Annotated in this window: 13 protein-coding genes and 1 pseudogene; 6 read left to right on the plus strand and 8 right to left on the minus strand. The window is 56.3% G+C overall.

The window, feature by feature from the left end; genetic code table 11:
* Both ACMWL8_RS23715 and ACMWL8_RS23720 read left to right on the plus strand, forming a co-directional pair.
* A partial coding sequence (locus ACMWL8_RS23715) for a hypothetical protein (RefSeq protein ID WP_414751616.1) occupies window positions 1-188 on the plus strand: 188 nt, incomplete at its 5' end.
* A gap of 156 nt (window positions 189-344) precedes the next feature.
* Window positions 345-2726, plus strand: coding sequence for a glucose/quinate/shikimate family membrane-bound PQQ-dependent dehydrogenase (locus tag ACMWL8_RS23720; protein ID WP_045260480.1), 2382 nt, complete (start codon window positions 345-347; stop codon window positions 2724-2726).
* Between the two features lie 76 nt (window positions 2727-2802).
* Here ACMWL8_RS23720 and ACMWL8_RS23725 read toward each other — a convergent pair.
* The 4 genes and pseudogenes from ACMWL8_RS23725 to ACMWL8_RS23740 all read right to left on the minus strand — a co-directional run bounded on the left by ACMWL8_RS23725 (window position 2803) and on the right by ACMWL8_RS23740 (window position 7113).
* Window positions 2803-4497 (minus strand): annotated as a pseudogene (locus ACMWL8_RS23725) (methyl-accepting chemotaxis protein).
* Between the two features lie 160 nt (window positions 4498-4657).
* Window positions 4658-5776 (minus strand): S-(hydroxymethyl)glutathione dehydrogenase/class III alcohol dehydrogenase, encoded by a 1119-nt coding sequence (locus ACMWL8_RS23730; RefSeq protein ID WP_028013094.1) that lies wholly within the window; start codon window positions 5774-5776, stop codon window positions 4658-4660.
* 31 nt (window positions 5777-5807) lie between these two features.
* Window positions 5808-6083, minus strand: a complete 276-nt coding sequence (locus ACMWL8_RS23735; protein WP_028013093.1) for a metal/formaldehyde-sensitive transcriptional repressor — start codon at window positions 6081-6083, stop codon at window positions 5808-5810.
* A 91-nt stretch (window positions 6084-6174) separates the two neighbouring features.
* Window positions 6175-7113, minus strand: a complete 939-nt coding sequence (locus ACMWL8_RS23740) for a LysR family transcriptional regulator (RefSeq protein ID WP_045260479.1) — start codon at window positions 7111-7113, stop codon at window positions 6175-6177.
* A gap of 89 nt (window positions 7114-7202) precedes the next feature.
* On the opposite strand from ACMWL8_RS23740, the gene ACMWL8_RS23745 reads away from it, so the two are divergent.
* The 3 genes from ACMWL8_RS23745 to ACMWL8_RS23755 all read left to right on the plus strand — a co-directional run bounded on the left by ACMWL8_RS23745 (window position 7203) and on the right by ACMWL8_RS23755 (window position 8862).
* The gene (locus ACMWL8_RS23745; protein WP_045260478.1) at window positions 7203-7679 is read left to right on the plus strand and encodes a GNAT family N-acetyltransferase; all 477 of its coding nucleotides are present in this window, start codon (window positions 7203-7205) and stop codon (window positions 7677-7679) included.
* 122 nt (window positions 7680-7801) lie between these two features.
* Window positions 7802-8470, plus strand: coding sequence for an epoxyqueuosine reductase QueH (locus ACMWL8_RS23750; RefSeq protein ID WP_028013090.1), 669 nt, complete (start codon window positions 7802-7804; stop codon window positions 8468-8470).
* A gap of 119 nt (window positions 8471-8589) precedes the next feature.
* On the plus strand, window positions 8590-8862 hold the full coding sequence (locus ACMWL8_RS23755) for a DUF883 family protein (protein ID WP_028013089.1): 273 nt from the start codon (window positions 8590-8592) through the stop codon (window positions 8860-8862).
* A gap of 24 nt (window positions 8863-8886) precedes the next feature.
* On the opposite strand, the gene ACMWL8_RS23760 is transcribed toward ACMWL8_RS23755, so the two are convergent.
* A complete protein-coding gene (locus ACMWL8_RS23760; RefSeq protein ID WP_045260476.1) occupies window positions 8887-10350 on the minus strand; it encodes an EAL domain-containing protein in 1464 nt (487 codons plus the stop codon).
* Window positions 10351-10633: 283 nt separating this feature from the next.
* Between ACMWL8_RS23760 and ACMWL8_RS23765 the strand changes: the two genes are divergently transcribed.
* Window positions 10634-11518, plus strand: a complete 885-nt coding sequence (locus ACMWL8_RS23765; RefSeq protein ID WP_028013087.1) for a hypothetical protein — start codon at window positions 10634-10636, stop codon at window positions 11516-11518.
* A 34-nt stretch (window positions 11519-11552) separates the two neighbouring features.
* On the opposite strand, the gene ACMWL8_RS23770 is transcribed toward ACMWL8_RS23765, so the two are convergent.
* From ACMWL8_RS23770 to ACMWL8_RS23780, 3 genes are all read right to left on the minus strand, one after another.
* Window positions 11553-12728 carry an HlyD family type I secretion periplasmic adaptor subunit gene (locus tag ACMWL8_RS23770; RefSeq protein ID WP_028013086.1) on the minus strand — a complete coding sequence of 392 codons (1176 nt, stop codon included), beginning with the start codon at window positions 12726-12728 and terminating at the stop codon, window positions 11553-11555.
* Entirely contained in the window at window positions 12725-14902 is a 2178-nt protein-coding gene (locus ACMWL8_RS23775; protein ID WP_045260475.1) for a type I secretion system permease/ATPase, read from the minus strand. The genes ACMWL8_RS23770 and ACMWL8_RS23775 overlap by 4 nt, the downstream gene beginning before the upstream one ends.
* Window positions 14903-14974: 72 nt before the next feature.
* Entirely contained in the window at window positions 14975-17041 is a 2067-nt protein-coding gene (locus ACMWL8_RS23780) for an FG-GAP-like repeat-containing protein (protein ID WP_414751618.1), read from the minus strand.
* Between the last annotated feature and the right edge of the window lie 4 nt (window positions 17042-17045).

The raw sequence follows: 17045 nt of genomic DNA on the forward strand, positions 1-17045 counted from the left end.
CCCGGCCTGCAGGAAACGCCTCAGCGATTTACAGCCGGACCAGAGCATCGCTGAAAGCCTTAAATCGTTCTGAAACAACGTTAATGCTTCTGCTTAAAAATTACTGGGGATTCCTCAGCCCCGTGGGAGAGGGAACTGGGCTGTGCGTTAATCAAATAATGCGGAATGATTCATTAACAATTGCGTAAAACAAATTAACAGTTTTATCATAACGGCGAATTCACCATTTGGTTCGCGAATCGTTATATAAACAAGAATTCACTCGTTTTAATCATTACCCTCCCCGCATTTATTATCCAGATGGTACACACCCGGCAATGCGGAGAGATTCAAAGGAGACAGAAATGGCATTTGGCAGCGCGCCGCGCGGGATACCTCGTATTTTGCAGTGGCTCCTTGCCGGACTGATGTTGCTCATCGGTCTGGCGGTCGGCGGGTTGGGCTTCAAGCTCGCCGCCGTAGGCGGAAGTTTTTACTTCGTGATAATGGGCGTGGTGATGGTCATTGCCGCGCTCCTGATTTTCCTCAATCGCAGCAGCGGGATCGTGCTTTACGGCATCGCGTTTATTGCCTCGCTGTTCTGGGCGGTAAGCGATGCGGGCTGGGATTTCTGGCCGCTCTTCTCGCGCCTGTTCACCTTTGCCGTACTGGCCTTCCTCTGCGCCATCGTCTGGCCTTTCCTGCGCGCGGCAAACCGCGGCGCAGCGAATAAAGCACCGGCTTATGGCGTTGCGGCGGTTCTCGCACTGGCGATGCTGGTCAGCCTCGGCTGGATGTTTAAGCCGCAAACCCTCGTGGCGGCGAACGAGCCCGTGCCGGTGAAACCCGTTGCTCCAGGCGAACAGCAGAAAAACTGGGAACACTGGGGCAACACCACCCACGGCGACCGCTTCGCCGCGCTGGACCAGATTAACAAGCAAAACATCAGCGATCTGAAAGTCGCCTGGGTGGCGCACACCGGGGATATTCCGCAGAGCAACGGCTCCGGTGCGGAAGATCAGAACACGCCGCTGCAGATTGGCGACACGCTCTATGTCTGTACCCCGTACAGTAAAGTGCTGGCGCTGGACGTGGATTCCGGGAAAGAAAAATGGCGTTATGATTCGAAAGCCACCGCCCCGAACTGGCAGCGTTGCCGTGGTCTGGGCTACTTTGAAGATCATGCAAACGTGACAGCGTCACAGACCGGGACATCGCCAGCGGCATGCCCTCGCCGCCTGTTCCTGCCGACCACCGATGCCCGTCTGATTGCCATTAATGCGGATAATGGCAAGCTCTGCGACGACTTTGGCGACCATGGCACCGTTGACCTGAGCGTTGGCATGGGCGAAATCAAGCCGGGCTATTATCAGCAGACCTCCACGCCGCTGGTGGCCGGAAACGTCGTTGTCGTCGGCGGTCGCGTCGCGGATAACTTCTCCACCGGCGAGCCGCCGGGCGTGGTGCGCGCCTACGACGTTCACACCGGTAAGCTCGCCTGGGCGTGGGATCCGGGTAACCCGAACCTGACCGGCCTGCCGCCGGAAGGCCAGACCTACACGCGCGGCACGCCGAACGTCTGGTCTGCGATGTCTTACGACGCTAAGCTGAACCTGATCTACCTGCCAACCGGCAACGCCACGCCAGACTTCTGGGCAGGCGAGCGTACCGCGCTGGACGATAAGTACAGTTCCTCCATCGTCGCCGTCGACGCCGCCACCGGACAGGTTCGCTGGCATTTCCAGACCACCCACCACGACCTGTGGGACTTTGACCTGCCTTCCCAGCCGCTGCTGTACGACCTGCCGGACGGCAAAGGCGGCACCACGCCTGTACTGGTGCAGACCAGCAAGCAGGGCATGATCTTTATGCTCAACCGTGAAACCGGCAAGCCGGTGGCGAAGGTGGAGGAACGTCCAGTTCCGGCGGGTAACGTTGAAGGTGAACGCTACTCTCCGACCCAGCCGTACTCCGTGGGCATGCCGATGATTGGCAACCAGACGTTAACCGAGTCCGACATGTGGGGGGCGACGCCTGTCGACCTGCTTCTGTGCCGCATTCAGTTTAAAGAGATGCGTCATCAGGGCGTCTTCACCCCGCCGGGTCTCGACCGTTCCCTGCAGTTCCCCGGCTCGCTCGGCGGGATGAACTGGGGCAGCGTCTCCGTTGACCCGAACAACAGCCTGATGTTCGTCAACGATATGCGTCTGGGGCTGGCAAACTACATGGTGCCGCGCGCGAACGTGGCGAAAAACGCCAGCGGCATTGAGATGGGGATTGTCCCGATGGACGGCACGCCGTTCGGCGCAATGCGCGAGCGCTTCCTGTCGCCGCTGGGCATTCCGTGCCAGAAGCCGCCGTTCGGAACCATGTCGGCCGTAGACCTGAAAACCGGCAAGCTGGTGTGGCAGGTACCGGTTGGTACCGTGGAAGATACCGGCCCGCTGGGCATTCGCATGCACATGCCAATCCCAATCGGGATGCCAACGCTGGGCGCGTCGCTGTCAACCCAGTCCGGCCTTCTGTTCTTCGCCGGCACCCAGGATTTCTACCTGCGCGCGTTTGATACCGCCACCGGGAAAGAGATCTGGAAGGACCGCCTGCCGGTCGGCAGCCAGTCCGGCCCGATGACCTACGTCTCGCCGAAAACCGGTAAGCAGTACATCGTCATTAACGCCGGGGGCGCTCGCCAGTCGCCGGATCGCGGTGATTACGTTATCGCGTACGCGTTACCCGATAAGCAGTAACGGATGAAAAAAGGGACCGAAAGGTCCCTTTTTTGTCGGTCGGGTAAGCGAAGCGCCACCCGACACGGCCGGCGACTCAGAACGTTTCCCAGTTATCACCGTTATTCGCTACCGCCGGACGTAGTGCAGCAGGTTTTACTGCCGCAGAGTTCTGCTGTTGAGTACGCCCCTGAGCCTTGCCGCTCAGACGAAACGCCCCGACCGCCTCGGTCAGACGCGCACCCTGTTCTTCCAGCGACGCCGCCGCCGCGGAGGCCTCTTCCACCAGCGAGGCGTTCTGCTGGGTCACTTTATCCATCTCCGAAATAGCCTGGCTGACCTGCACGATACCGCGGCTCTGCTCGTCAGACGCGGCGGCAATCTCCAGCATGATGTCGGTGACGCGCTTCACCGCCTCGACGATCTCATTCATGGTATTGCCTGCGGCAACGACCTCACCGGAACCCTGGTCTATCAGCGAGACCGATTCGTTGATCAGGCTTTCGATCTCTTTTGCGGCGTTGGCGCTGCGGCTTGCCAGGGTGCGGACTTCGCTGGCCACCACGGCGAACCCGCGTCCCTGCTCGCCCGCCCGCGCCGCTTCTACCGCCGCGTTAAGCGCCAGGATATTGGTCTGGAAGGCGATGCTATTGATCACCGCGGTAATCTCAGAGATTTTCTTCGAACTGCTTGAGATATTGCCCATAGTTTTCACCACACCGGAGACCATCTGGCCGCCGCGGCTGGCTTTCCCGGAGGCATCTTCCGCCAGCTTGCTGGCATGATGGGCGTTATCGGCGTTCTGCTTCACCGTCGCGGTCAGCTGCTCCATGCTGGCGGCAGTCTACTCAATCGCCGCGGCCTGCTGCTCGGTGCGTGATGAGAGATCGGTGTTACCGGCAGAGATCTCGCTGGTACCCCGGTAAATCTCCTCCGCCCCCTGACGGACGGTGCCGACCGTTGTTTCAAGGGAGTGCTGCATGGTTTGCAGATCGCGCGTCAGGCGGCCAATTTCGCTGCGTCCGGCCACGTCGTCCGGCATCGTCAGGTCGCCTTTGGCGATATTCTCGATACGTTTCGCTGCACGCTGCAGCGGATTAATGACCGTGCGGCGGAGCACGACGAAGGTCATCGCGGTCAGCACCAGCGCCAGCGCAAACGCGCCCACCATAAACATCAGACCCAGCTGCGTGCGGCTGTGCGCCTGCGCCGTCAGCGCATTGGCGCGGTCGGTGCGGATCTTAATCGCCTTCAGCAGAACGGCGTTGTAAGCATCGTCCAGCGGGCGCGCGGTCTCATTTTCGTGGTTGATGATCGCCTCGAACATGCCGTTTTTGGCAAATTTGACCATCGGCTGGAGGCCCGCAATATAGGCGTCGTAGCGTGCCTTCAGGTCTGCATCCAGCGCTTCGTCCGCAGCGCTGCGCACGGAACGATGCATATAGGCGGTAAAGCTATCCTGGGACTGCTTAATGCGCGTTTCCGCCTCACGGATGTTCTGCTTCATGGCTTCCATCTCCGCGATACGGCTTGCCGCGCCGGCGTGGATCATATTGATACGCGCGGTGCGCAGATGGTTTGAGCTGTTCGACAGCCCCATACGCACCTGAATTTCGGACGTAACGTCCTGCTGATCGTTGTCGGCCTGTAGCAGGAAATACCCCGCCAGACCCGAACTCAAGGCAAACAGCAGAATAATGCCACCGAGAATGGAGGAAAACAGCGGAACCAGCCTGATGTGATGCAGGAAGCTCAGCTTGCGCTGCGCCTGCATCGAAGAAGTGTTGTCCATGACCGTCGACTCTCTTATAGGTAAGATGCGCAAAAACACGCCTGTTAGATAGTCATCGGCACGGCAGAGATTTAGATTACGGCTAAAAACGCCGCACTGGTCACACTTTAGAGAAGATTATTAAAGAAATGCCAGCGGCTAAAAACCGCTGGCAGAAGAGTTACTTGTCGCCGAAATGAATGACGGTGCGGATGGATTTTCCTTCGTGCATCAGATCGAACGCCTCGTTGATCTGTTCCAGCGGTAAACGGTGGGTGATGAACGGGTCGAGCTGTATTTTACCGACCATCGCGTCTTCCACCATGCCGGGAAGCTGGGTACGCCCCTTCACGCCGCCAAAGGCGGAGCCGCGCCAGACGCGTCCGGTCACCAGCTGGAATGGACGGGTTTTGATCTCCTGTCCTGCCCCGGCCACGCCGATGATGATGCTCTCACCCCAGCCCTTGTGGCAGCATTCCAGCGCAGAACGCATTACGTTGACGTTGCCGATACACTCGAAGCTGAAGTCCACGCCGCCGTCGGTCATCTCAACGATGACGTCCTGAATCGGTTTCTCGTGATCTTTCGGGTTCACGAAATCGGTCGCGCCCATTTCACCCGCCAGCTTGAATTTTTCCGGGTTGGTATCGACCGCGATGATACGCCCGGCCTTCGCCTGCACCGCACCCTGAATCACTGCCAGACCAATGCCGCCGAGACCAAACACCGCCACGGTGTCGCCCTCTTTGACTTTTGCCGTGTTATGCACCGCGCCAATGCCGGTGGTTACGCCGCAGCCCAGCAGGCAGACTTGATCCAGCGGCGCCTGCGGGTTGACCTTCGCCAGCGAGATCTCCGCGCAAACGGTGTATTCGCTGAAGGTGCTGGTACCCATGTAGTGATAGATTGGCTCACCGTTGTAGGAGAAACGGGTGGTGCCGTCCGGCATCAGCCCTTTCCCCTGAGTGGCGCGCACGGCCTGGCAGAGGTTAGTTTTACCGGATTTACAGAACTTACACTCGCCGCATTCCGCCGTGTACAACGGGATAACGTGATCGCCTGGCTTCAGGCTGGTCACGCCCTCGCCCACTTCCACCACAATCCCGCCGCCTTCATGACCCAGCACCGCCGGGAAGACGCCTTCCGGATCGTCACCGGAGAGGGTAAACGCATCGGTATGGCACACGCCGGTATGGGTGATTTTGATCAGCACTTCGCCTTTTTTCGGCGGTGCGACGTCGATGTCGACGATTTTCAGCGGCTGGCCGGGGCCAAATGCAACAGCTGCGCGAGATTTCATCATGTCTTCCCTTTTTGTCAGGTGTGTGGATTTATTTTAGATAAGAGCGCAGCAAATGGCCGACTTCCGCCATGCGTACGGCTCGCTGATCCGGCGTTGTGTCTCCCGTCACCAGCTCGTCTTTGAGATGTATTTCAACCATTTCGCCCATCAGGCCATTGGCAGCGCCACGCACGGCGGCAATTTGCTGCAGGATGGCCAGACAGGGGTCGCCCGACTCCAGCGCGCGTTCAAGGGCATCAACCTGGCCCCGAATGCGGCGGACGCGCGTCAGAATACGTTTTTTATCTTCGGGTGAGTGCGGCATATGCCCTCCTGATACTATAGGGGGGTATGGTATATGAGTTATCTTACATATGTAAACTTACTTTTAACGTGAAATCTAGATCGCGCTGAGCTTATCCGGCACTCATCCCCCTGCCATCTTGCGCCAGCATTTGCAGCTCCTCCTGGAGCCATCGGGTCGCCCCCCGCTGGCCGCTGCGCTTATGCGAGTAAATTTTCACCCCAAATTTGGGAATAGAGAACGGCAAGGCAAAAATCCTCAGTTCCGCCGCCGCCACCAGCTTCTCGGCGGCGTAACGAGGAATGGCCATCAGCAGGTCGCTTTCCGCAACGATAAATGGCGCGCTCAGCATCGACGGCGTTTTGATCGCAATGTGCCGCGTATAGCCCAGTTGCTCGAGCCGCACGTCCAGGACGCCCTGCTTTTCATTCCACGGCGTCACCACCAGGTGTCGGGCAGCGAGGTAATCCTCCAGCGTCAGCCGGGTCCGGCGTGCGTTGCTGATGACCACATACTCATCCTCAAACCAGCCGATCTCTTCCAGTTCCGGATGGCGACTGTCCTCCGGAGTGCTGAAACCGAGCGCCAGATCCACTTCACCGGCCAGGAGTTCCGTCAGCGCCGGGCTGTGCGGCAGATAGCGCAATTCGAAACGCAAGCCCGGGGCAGCAGTCTGCAGCTTGTGCATCAGGGCGGGAAAAATACATAGCGCGGTAAAATCCGTAATCCCAATTTGCAAGCTTTCGGTACTGCTGCCGGCGTCAAACTCCGGCTGCGGGGTCAGCTCCTGATTAAGGAACGACAATGCAGAAGCAATAGAAGGCGCAAGCTGAGAGGCGTACACGCTGGGGGACATACGATGCCCTTCCCGAAAAAAGAGCGGATCGTTAAGGGCCGTGCGCAGACGCGACAGCGCATGGCTCAACGCCGAGGTGCTCATCGCCAGCTCGTCGGCTGCGAGGCGAACGGAACGGTGGCGGTAAATGGCGTCAAAAACGGGCAGCAGGTTTAAATCAAGACGTCTCAGCGCCGGATGCATAATATTCATCATTTGTTGATTTCATTGCACTTAATTCTTCGGACAATACTCCGTATGCTTAATGCCATCAATCGCGAACCGTGCAAAAAACAGGAAAAACAATGAGCATAACCCTTCGTCAGGCCCGTCCCGAAGATGCAGCGGCTATTTACGCCATGATCTATGAGCTGGCGGTATATGAAAAAGCCCCCGAAGAGGTCGTAACCACGCCGGACGAGATCCGGGAAACCCTCTTTGGTGCGGGCAGTAAAACCGAGGCGTTGATCGCTGAGTTTGACGGCAGGATCGCCGGCTATGCCGTGTTCTTCACCAGCTATTCGACCTGGCTTGGACGCAACGGGATTTATATGGAAGACCTGTACATTTCCCCGGACTACCGCGGTAAAGGCGCAGGCAGAGCGCTGCTGAAACATATCGCTCAACTCGCGGTAAAACGGCAATGTGGCCGCCTTGAATGGAGCGTGCTGGACTGGAACCAGCCCGCCATCGATTTTTATCTCAGCATTGGCGCGCTGCCGCAGTCCGAATGGGTGCGCTACCGTCTTGACGGCGAAGCGCTGCTCAAATTTGCCGAATAGCGGCACCGCTCAGCGCGAGGATCCCGACCAGGCGGGATCCTCGATTCCCGCCAGTACTGTCTGAAGACATTAATAACTTGTGCTACAATTCCATAAATTTCATTAACATATTGTAGAACAACATGAGTACAACCCCCTTCATCCGCCCGCAGCTCACCCTGCCAAACGGCGCCGATAAACTTCTGCTGCACTCCTGCTGCGCCCCCTGCTCCGGTGAAGTCATGGAAGCTATCCAGGCCTCGGGCATTGACTACACCATTTTCTTCTATAACCCCAACATCCATCCGCAAAAGGAATACCTCATCCGTAAGGAAGAAAACATTCGTTTTGCAGAAAAACACGGCGTGCCGTTTGTTGATGCCGATTACGATACCGATAACTGGTTCGAGCGTGCAAAAGGCATGGAGTGGGAGCCCGAGCGCGGCGTCCGCTGCACCATGTGCTTCGATATGCGCTTCGAGCGAACGGCGCTCTACGCGGCGGAAAATGGTTTCAGCGTTATCAGCAGCTCGCTGGGGATCTCTCGCTGGAAGAATATGCAGCAGATCAATGACTGTGGCCAGCGTGCGGCAGCGCGCTATCCGGGGATGGTCTACTGGGACTACAACTGGCGCAAACAGGGCGGCTCATCACGCATGATTGAGATCAGCAAGCGGGAACAGTTTTACCAGCAGGAATATTGCGGCTGCGTGTATTCCCTTCGGGACAGCAACCTGCACCGCAAGTCGCAGGGCCGCCCGCTTATCCGCATTGGCAAACTGTATTACGGCCAGGATGAGAACGAAAAATAACGCCCTCTTCTGGTGTAGATATATCTGAAAACCGGCCAATTCCCTCCGAAATTTAGCGTTCCGCCTCTCATCTTTTCAAAGAGAGGCTATCCTTTAACTATCAACAAAAGGAGGCAAAAATGTCTGATTTCGGTACTGATAAAAACACCCAGTTTGCTGAAGATAAAGCAAAAAATAAATTTGATGAACTTTCAGGTTCAGCCCAGCAGCAGTTCGGTGAATTCGTTGATTCACCGAAGCATCAGGTAAAAGGTGCTGCGAAAAAATATGCCGCACAGGCCAGCGATGCTGTCTCTGACGTGACTGAAGCGGTCAGAAATAACCCGCTCACCGGTCTTATCGCCGCGGGTGCGGTCGGTATTGTGCTTGGTCTGTTGCTGGGACGCAAATAAACAAGGCCCTTCGGGGCTTTATTTTTAGCTGAACAATCTCACCATGCGGTCTAATTCCTCCTCTTTCACGGCGCGTGAGAGATAATATCCCTGAAAGTTTTTCACACCCAGCTCGACTAATTTTTCAAACTTCTCCTCACTGTCAACGCCCTCTGCAATGCAAGCTGTTCCGGTCATGTCGCTGTAAATCTGTATCGCTTTAATCAGATTATAATCGTTGTCGTTCGCCACAAAATGATCGACGATGTCCCGATCCAGTTTCAGCCCATCAAAATGCACCTGCCTCACGGGGAACATGGCATGATGGCTTGAGAAGCAGTCGTCAAGAAACAGTCTGCACCCCGTATTACGCAGGTGCCGCATGGTTTCTGGGATGCTTTTATCTTTCGTTACATCAATATCTTCCGCGAATTCAAAGACCAGCTTTTCTGCCCACTGGGGGTTAAGCAGCATGCCGATGGCTTTCCTGGCCATCTCTGGCAGCGCGTTCCCGGACGCCAGGCGAGGCGGAATATTAACGGAAAAATAGAATTTACCGTTATATTTATTAATCCCGGACACGGCGGCGTGGATCACCATAGCCGTAATCTTTAGCCATACTTCATAATTAGCGATTTCATTCAGAAAACGGGCTGGCTTGACTATTTTACCGTTCTTATTCCAGCGAATAAGTATCTCAAACCCCACTCCTTTCTTGTCACGATCGGTAATGATCTGGTAGGCGGGAAATATCTCCCTTTTCACCAGCGCATTAAAAACTTCCGCTTCTTTATCCGTGAAGTCCACTCTTTGATTTTGGCTTTTAATCCGCCTTTCCACTTTTACATTGCGCGGTTCATTCAACCATCGCTTAATACAATGTAATTTCTGCAGACCTTCTTTACGATGGGTGTAAACCGTTTTATTAGAAAGCCTCAGTTTGTCGCACTGGTCTTTTATAGACATGCCGCGATAGAAGTTCAATAAAACATCAACCTCTCTTCTTGTCAGCCATTTGAGCTTTTCTGACGAAGAACAGTCCAGATAGTAATCGCGTAATAAGCGCGAGCGGTCCTTAAAGCCATTATTGTGGGTGTGGAAACAGGTTATTACATCAGATACGCTGGCTATGCGAATCAATGATAATTGATGACTGTTATTTAGAAGACTACCCAGGGTTCGATACAGCCAGCTGTCCGGTATATCACCATACAGGGTAACACGACGAATAACAGGAAGTGAATTGAGTACGGATGCCAGTCGCGTCAGGCTCTCCAGGAGAGCTACCGTACCTTTTCCCAAGAACACTACGATGTGAGCGTTTTGATGAATAAGGATATTTTCCTTGTCAGGATCAGATAACTCATCTCCATCAAAGTGAATATGCGCAGTCTCTATGCCGTACTTTTTGAGCAGCAGGTGATATCCCTGAAACGTAAAGCCGCAGGTTGAAATGACAAATCTTTGCTCGTTGCGCGCATCATTCCTGAGAGAAATTGGGTGGATCATAACCTGCTCCTGGGCACGAAAGCGCCATTATTATTATGAGTATGTAAACCAACAGCGGTGTGTATAATAATTTTACAATACACCATCAAGTTAAGATACTGTTATCAACGCCATGCACTGTAACATCTTTGCGTTAATCACCTTTTTTTTCCACACATAAATATAACTCTATATTTCTTTTAAAATACCGACCGCAAGCCACTTTTTCTCAGGTATAATGAAAATTCCGAAAAAGAAGGCTGGATACTTCATCTATCGGCTCATCAAATACGAGAAAAATGCTATGGATAATCACATCTCATCCAGGGCCTTGCTACATCGAAGGGATGTTATAAAAAGCAACCCGCGGTTTAGTGAGGCAATATTAGAGCACTACACAATCAATGACGCCATCTACAAAAAACAACCCTTGTTCTACAAGACAATGCTTCAGGAATCACGGTTTAACATTATTCTTTCCATGTGTTGTTTTATATTTGGCAATCAGGCCGAATCCGTCTCAGAGATAAAAGAGTTATGTTCCCGCTATAAAATAGCCAGCCCCAACAGCGTTATTGCGATCATTACGTTACTCAGAACCACGGGACGCATCAGGACCTGGCGCTGTACGGAAGACCGGCGAAAAACGAGAATTGCCCCAACCGAAAAAGGATTGAATGAACTCAAACGCTATATGTCCGGTGCATTTTTACCCGTCAGCATTCTTTACCCGACGTTTAATATTGATGTTAACCTGCTGGATAATGACACATTGAGAAATAATTTCTTCCGCCGCGCGGCAGAATATCTTTTTCGGGGATTAACGTTCAGAAAAGTTTTACCGGAAGTGGGGTTATTTATTGATAAGGATGGAGGCCGCATGATTATGCTGTATCTTTACCTGCAGGCCATAAAAAACAAATCCGCCCACGGCGCGGTTATTCAATACTCCGCCAGCACGCTCGCTAAAGAATTCTTTGTCTCCCGGATCCACGTCAACCGGATTATCAAATCGGCGCATGAGGCAGGTTATCTTAAAGATCGCGGTGACGGTCGCCTGTCGGTGTATCCGGCGTTTTTCGAACTGGTCGAAAACTATGCCGGATTATATTTCGCCTATGTTACTCATTACATTAACGTGGTGCCGAAGGAGCGACGCCACCCAAACAACGTAACGTCAACGGTATAATACAAATGGCGTTCGGTATCCCGAACGCCAATCTTTATCTTTCGCGCAGCGCCTCTTTTGCCTTGTTCAGCGGTTTCAACAGATAATCCAGGATGGTTTTGCTGCCGGTTTTAATATCTACCGTTGCAATCATCCCTGGAAAGACCGGAAAGTCTTTGCCCTGCTTATTGGTCAGGTGGTTACTGTCGGTGCGGATATATACGCGGTAGTAGTAGACATCTCTTTTCACCTCGTCCTGCAGGGTGTCCGGCGAAATCATGGTCACCTCGCCCTCCAGCCCGCCATAGATGGAGTAGTCATAGGCCGTAATTTTCACCAGCGCTTTCTGGCCGGGGTGGATAAACGCGACATCGCGCGGCGAGATTTTCGCCTCAACCACCATCTGGTCGTCCAGCGGGACCAGGCTCATCAGCTTGCCGTTCGGGGGAATAACGCCGCCCACGGTCGTCACGTCAATATCCTTCACAATCCCACGTACCGGCGCGTTGAAGGTCAGCCGGGTCAGGGAGTCCTCACGCCCTTTCATCACCGAACGCTGGGCTTCAATCTCCGCGTTGGCTTTCGCCAGCTCTTCACGGGCGCGGACGTAATACTGATTTTTCATCTCGGTGATTTTATTCTCAAGCTCATTTTTTTGACGCTCAAGACGTAACACCTCAACCTTGCTGGCCGCCCCCTGGGTCACCAGCGGACGGGTCAACGACAGCTCGCGCTGCACCAGCTCGGCGCCCTGACGTAAGCCGGCCAGCCCTTTTTCAAGGCTCTCGCGACGGGACTGATAGAGCGCCGTTTCCTGTTTGACCAGCTCAACGTCATCGTCCAGCTCCTCGGGAAACGCGAGTTCCGTGTCGTTAACTTCGGCCTTCAGTCGCGCAGCCGTTGCCAGCGCCGCGTTCAGACGAGACTCGCTCTCCAGCACGCTGGACTCGGTTTTAGTCCGGTCAAGCTGTGCCAGCTGCTGACCGCGCTCAACGATATCGCCTTCGCGCACCAGCAGGCTGTGGATAATCCCCCCTTCCAGGGACTGAATCACCTGCTCATGGGAAGACGGGATCACCTTGCCGCTGCCGGTCGTGACTTCGTCCAGCTGGAACAGGCTCGCCCAGGCGATAAACACCGCCAGCAGGGCAAACAGCGACCATGCCACCAGCGAGGATCGCGGCAGGCGCGGCTCTTTCAGACGGCTGTTATAACGGGAGAAATCGTTCATGCCGCACCCTCCTCTGCTACAGCCGCCGGCTTCATAGTCACGGTGCGCTGTGCCGCCTTTTGCGGCGCCAGCCCGTGCTGATGCAGGATCGCGTCGCGCGGGCCGTCCATCACCACCTTGCCGTTTTCCAGTACAATAATGCGGTCGACCAAATCCAGAATCGGCAGGCGATGCGTTGCTACCACCAGCGTCCGGCGCTTGCCCAGCCATTTGTGAAGATGCTGAATAAACTGCTTCTCGCTCATCTCGTCCAGCCAGGCGGTAGGCTCATCCAGCAGCAGGATATTCGGGGCAGTGATCAGCGCGCGGGCCAGCAGCAGCGCCTGACGCTGTCCGCCTGAAAGCCCGGCTCCCCCTTCGTTGATGATATAGTTCAGCCCCATTTTCTGTTTGCGCACAAACTCCAGCGCGCCGCTGTTGACCAGCGCCTGATGGATTTCCTCGTCTGTCGCCAGCGGATTGCCCATCAGGATATTGTCACGCACGGAGCCGAAGAACAGCCGCGCCTGCTGGCTGAGCAGCTGCATGTCGCGACGCAGGTCGGCCGGGTCCAGATGATTGAGAGCAATATCGTCCAGCAGAATGCTCCCCTGCTGCGGCTCCTGCATGCCCGCCAGAAGCTGCAGCAGCGTGCTTTTACCGGAGCCGTTACGCCCGAGCACCGCCACGCGCTCACCGGCGCGAATGTGCAGTTTGCCGATGTTCAGCACGGTGAGTTTCTCTTCTTCGTCATAGTAGAAGCCGACGTCTTCCAGCCGGTAATCCCCGCGCAGGTGCGCTTTGTGCACCTTCTTGCCGTGCTGCGGATCGTCAATCGGGCGCTGCATCAGGTCGTCCAGCCCCTTGCGGGCCACTTTTGCCGACTGCCAGCGCGAGAGCACGCCAGAGATCTGCGACAGCGGCGCGATGGTACGCGATGCCAGAATCGAGGTTCCCACCAGCGCACCGGTGGTCATGTCGCCACTGATGACCAGGTAACAGCCCACCAGCAGGACTACCGCATAGACGATGGACTGCACCTCCTGGGTCCAGGTCAACAGCAGCCCCGTCAGCCAGCGCTGCTTCATGCCGACGCTGGCGGCCACGTCGTTGGTGTTGTTCCACTGGTTCTGGAAACGCTGCTCGGCGCGCATCAGCTTGATGTCTTCAATACCCTGCACCGCCTCCACCAGCGTCGCGTTACGAATGGCGGATTCACGCATCCCTTCGCTGGAGAGTTTCCCCAGCGGGCGCTGCACCAGCAGGCCCGGAATGAGCAGCAGCGGCACGGCGAGCAGGACCACCAGCACCAGTGGGCCGCCAATCATCCACAGAATAAAGACGAACAGCAGGAAGAACGGCAGGTCGGAGATCGCCGCAATGGTGGTGCTGGTGATGAGCTCGCGCACCGACTCCAGCTCGCGGATCTGGGCGATAAACGATCCGGTCGATTTGGAGCGCGCCCCGTTTTTAATCCGCAGCGCGTGGGCAAAGACGCGTTCTGAGATGCGCAGGTCGGCGCGTTTCCCCACCACGTCCGAAATATGCACGCGCAGCATGCGCATGATGAATTCAAACACGATGGCGAGCATGACGCCGCCAAACAGAACCCACAGCGTGGCCTCCGACTGCGACGGTACCACCCTGTCGTACACCTGCATGGAGAAAACCATACCGGAGAGCGCCAGCACGTTAGCGACCAGCGCCACCAGCATGATGTCGCTGTAGCGGCGCCAGTCCTTCAGCGCCAGCTGCCAGAACCAGTTTTTCTCATACGGTTTGATGTAGTCGTCCACGCGGGCATCCGGCGTGGACTCAAGCGGGCGCAGCACCAGCAGCGTTTTCAACCGTGAGCCGAGCGCGTCCCGCGTTAGCGTCGTCTCCAGCCCGCCGTCGCCGCTGAACTGCAGGCTGACGTTGCCTTCGTTGTCCATGCGGTTAATGACCGCGATTTGACCGCCAGTGAATTCCGCCAGCAGCGGCAGGCGCCACGGATCGAGAGATGCTGCATCCGTCGCCACGCGCATTCCCAGCCCTAGCTGGCGCGCCATCTCCTCCAGCACCAGCTGGCGCGGAGACTGACTTTCATGGTTAATCGTGACCCGAACGTGCTCCACCGAAAAGTCCAGCCGGTAGTGCTTCGCGATGATGAGCATGCCCTGCAGCCAGGGTTCGTACTGTGGATGTGTCTTCATAATCTCCGGGTTAACGCCATTCGTGTAAAGAAACGCCAAAAGGCCGCGAGGATTGCTCCCCGCGGCGTTGGTTTACGCAATTAACAGCTGATGATTCGCCAGCAGCGTTGCCAAGTCCGTCTGCACGCCGTTCAGCGTCACCAGGGTGGTTGGCGAGAACTGGCCGCCGGTACCGTCCAGATCCACCTGGATTTCGGTATTGCTGCCGTTCTGCACCACGCGGACGTAATCGGTGATGTTGCCCGCGCTGCTGTCCAGCGTGGCCACGCCGTTCACATAGCTCGCCGAGCCCGTGCCGGTATAGCCGCTACCGGAGAGCAGATCGCGCAGATCAATACGGTCCGTGTCCGCGGTCCCTTCCCAGGTGCCGACGGTGAAGCCGTTCACCACGTCGTGACCGTTACCACCCGTCGCGTCCGACGCGTTGATCAGCTTGTAGAGCAACGTATCGTGACCGCCGCTGCCGATGTTGAAGGTGTCGTTCCCGCCGCGGCCTTCGAACTGGTTATCACCGCTGTTGCCGGTAATGACGTCGTCGAAGTTCGAGCCGTTGATGCCCTCAATGTTGAGCAGTCGTGACGTACCGAACCCGGTGTCCTGCGCGGTAGAGAGACGCAAATCAACGGTTACGCCGGAGGTCGCATTGCGGTAATCCACCACGTCCATCCCGCCGGTGTTGCTCCAGGTGTCGTAGTCGGAATGGGTATTCCAGCCGCCGGAGCCGTTGTAGGTATAGGTGCCATCTTCTGCGATAAAGGTGTCGTTATACCCGGTCCCGGTGAGGGTCCCGCTGTGGCCGCCGGCGGCCGCTTCGGCCGTCAGGACGTAGCCCTCTTTGCCGTTGCCCGCCTCCAGACCGCTCCAGGTGACGTTATCCGACACACCGTTGGTGATCTTCAGGATCTCGGCCGAATAGGTTTCATTCGGATCCAGCCCGTAGAAGCTCACCAGCGCAGAGGTATCGTTCGAACCAATACCAGACTGGGCGTTGATGATCTGCGACGCCACCAACACGCCCGCGGCGTTGTACAGATTGACCGTGTTGCCGTAGAAGGCGTTGATGCCCTCGCTGTCGACAATGTGCAGGTGCATCGCGGTACCGTCAGCAATTTTGGCGCTGTTTTGCACCAGCACCACCTTGCCGTTCTGCTGCGACACCAGCAGATCCTTCGCGCCGTCCCAGTTGTAGTCCACTGCCGCCACGCCGGTGGCGTAGGCCAGGCCAGTTTTAAGCTGGCTGGCGGTCCAGCTGGAACCGTAGCCGTTGTTGGTGAACAGCGTCGCCGTCTGTGAACCGCCGTAGGTGCTGAGCTTGATGATGTCCATCTGCCCGTCCCCGTTCCAGTCCACCGCCACCGAGAGATACCCCGCCGTGGCGTTAGAGGCTTCCACCGCGCTCTTGGTGGTCGAGAGCTTCCCGGTACCGTCGTTGTAGTAGATCACCCCGCCGTTGTTGTTGTAGCTGCTGCCCAGGTACAGATCCATGTAGCCATCGCCGTTGAAATCCGCCCACGTCATGGACGCCGCCGTGGTGGTATTCGCGGCGTTTACCACAAACACGTTGGTCAGGTTCTGGCCGATGGAGAGCGTGCCGTTGCCGTTGTTGTTGATCACGGTTAACGAGTACGCGCCGCTGCGGTTGGTGTGCTGGACAATATCCACCGTACCGTCGTTGTTCAGGTCAACGCCGGAGATTTCACGCCCGGAGTCGAACTGGCCGTAGAAACCGCCCTCCCCGCCGGTGCCGTCCGGCGACAGAACGCCGTTGTTGTTCACCAGGTAGGTCAGTGAGTCCATACCGGCATCGCCGTAGGCCAGATCCAGATAGCCATCGCCGGTTTTATCGTACGCAATCACGCCGCCGTACCAGATGGTGGTCCCCATCGCCAGCTGGCTGGCGTTATAGGTGCTGCCATCGTAGGTCCACATCACCTGAGTAGACCCGGCGTAGGTATTCTCGGTCGCGAAGATATCCTGCGTGCCGTTACGGTCAAAGTCGGCGGCGGTCTGGCTCACCACGTAGTAGCCGCGGGTGTTGGTCAGCGTATTGCCGGCATAGGTCGAGCTATCGCTGCTGGAATAAGCCTGAGTGTTCGCAATGATATTCCACAGACCGCTGCTGTTCATGCCGAGGGTCATGGTG

This window comes from Enterobacter sp. 04-C-12-SI-ECC, assembly GCF_047530715.1.
GTDB lineage: Bacteria > Pseudomonadota > Gammaproteobacteria > Enterobacterales > Enterobacteriaceae > Enterobacter > Enterobacter bugandensis.

Excerpts from the sequence above, each read along its gene's own strand:
- ACMWL8_RS23770 (WP_028013086.1), bottom strand. The coding sequence starts at position 12,728 with ATGAACGATTTCTCCCGTTATAACAGCCGTCTGAAAGAGCCGCGCCTG.
- ACMWL8_RS23720 (WP_045260480.1), top strand. The coding sequence starts at position 345 with ATGGCATTTGGCAGCGCGCCGCGCGGGATACCTCGTATTTTGCAGTGG.
- ACMWL8_RS23755 (WP_028013089.1), top strand. The coding sequence starts at position 8,590 with ATGTCTGATTTCGGTACTGATAAAAACACCCAGTTTGCTGAAGATAAA.
- ACMWL8_RS23775 (WP_045260475.1), bottom strand. The coding sequence starts at position 14,902 with ATGAAGACACATCCACAGTACGAACCCTGGCTGCAGGGCATGCTCATC.
- ACMWL8_RS23745 (WP_045260478.1), top strand. The coding sequence starts at position 7,203 with ATGAGCATAACCCTTCGTCAGGCCCGTCCCGAAGATGCAGCGGCTATT.
- ACMWL8_RS23740 (WP_045260479.1), bottom strand. The coding sequence starts at position 7,113 with ATGATGAATATTATGCATCCGGCGCTGAGACGTCTTGATTTAAACCTG.
- ACMWL8_RS23765 (WP_028013087.1), top strand. The coding sequence starts at position 10,634 with ATGGATAATCACATCTCATCCAGGGCCTTGCTACATCGAAGGGATGTT.
- ACMWL8_RS23730 (WP_028013094.1), bottom strand. The coding sequence starts at position 5,776 with ATGAAATCTCGCGCAGCTGTTGCATTTGGCCCCGGCCAGCCGCTGAAA.
- ACMWL8_RS23760 (WP_045260476.1), bottom strand. The coding sequence starts at position 10,350 with ATGATCCACCCAATTTCTCTCAGGAATGATGCGCGCAACGAGCAAAGA.
- ACMWL8_RS23750 (WP_028013090.1), top strand. The coding sequence starts at position 7,802 with ATGAGTACAACCCCCTTCATCCGCCCGCAGCTCACCCTGCCAAACGGC.
- ACMWL8_RS23735 (WP_028013093.1), bottom strand. The coding sequence starts at position 6,083 with ATGCCGCACTCACCCGAAGATAAAAAACGTATTCTGACGCGCGTCCGC.
- ACMWL8_RS23780 (WP_414751618.1), bottom strand. The coding sequence starts at position 17,041 with ATGACCCTCGGCATGAACAGCAGCGGTCTGTGGAATATCATTGCGAAC.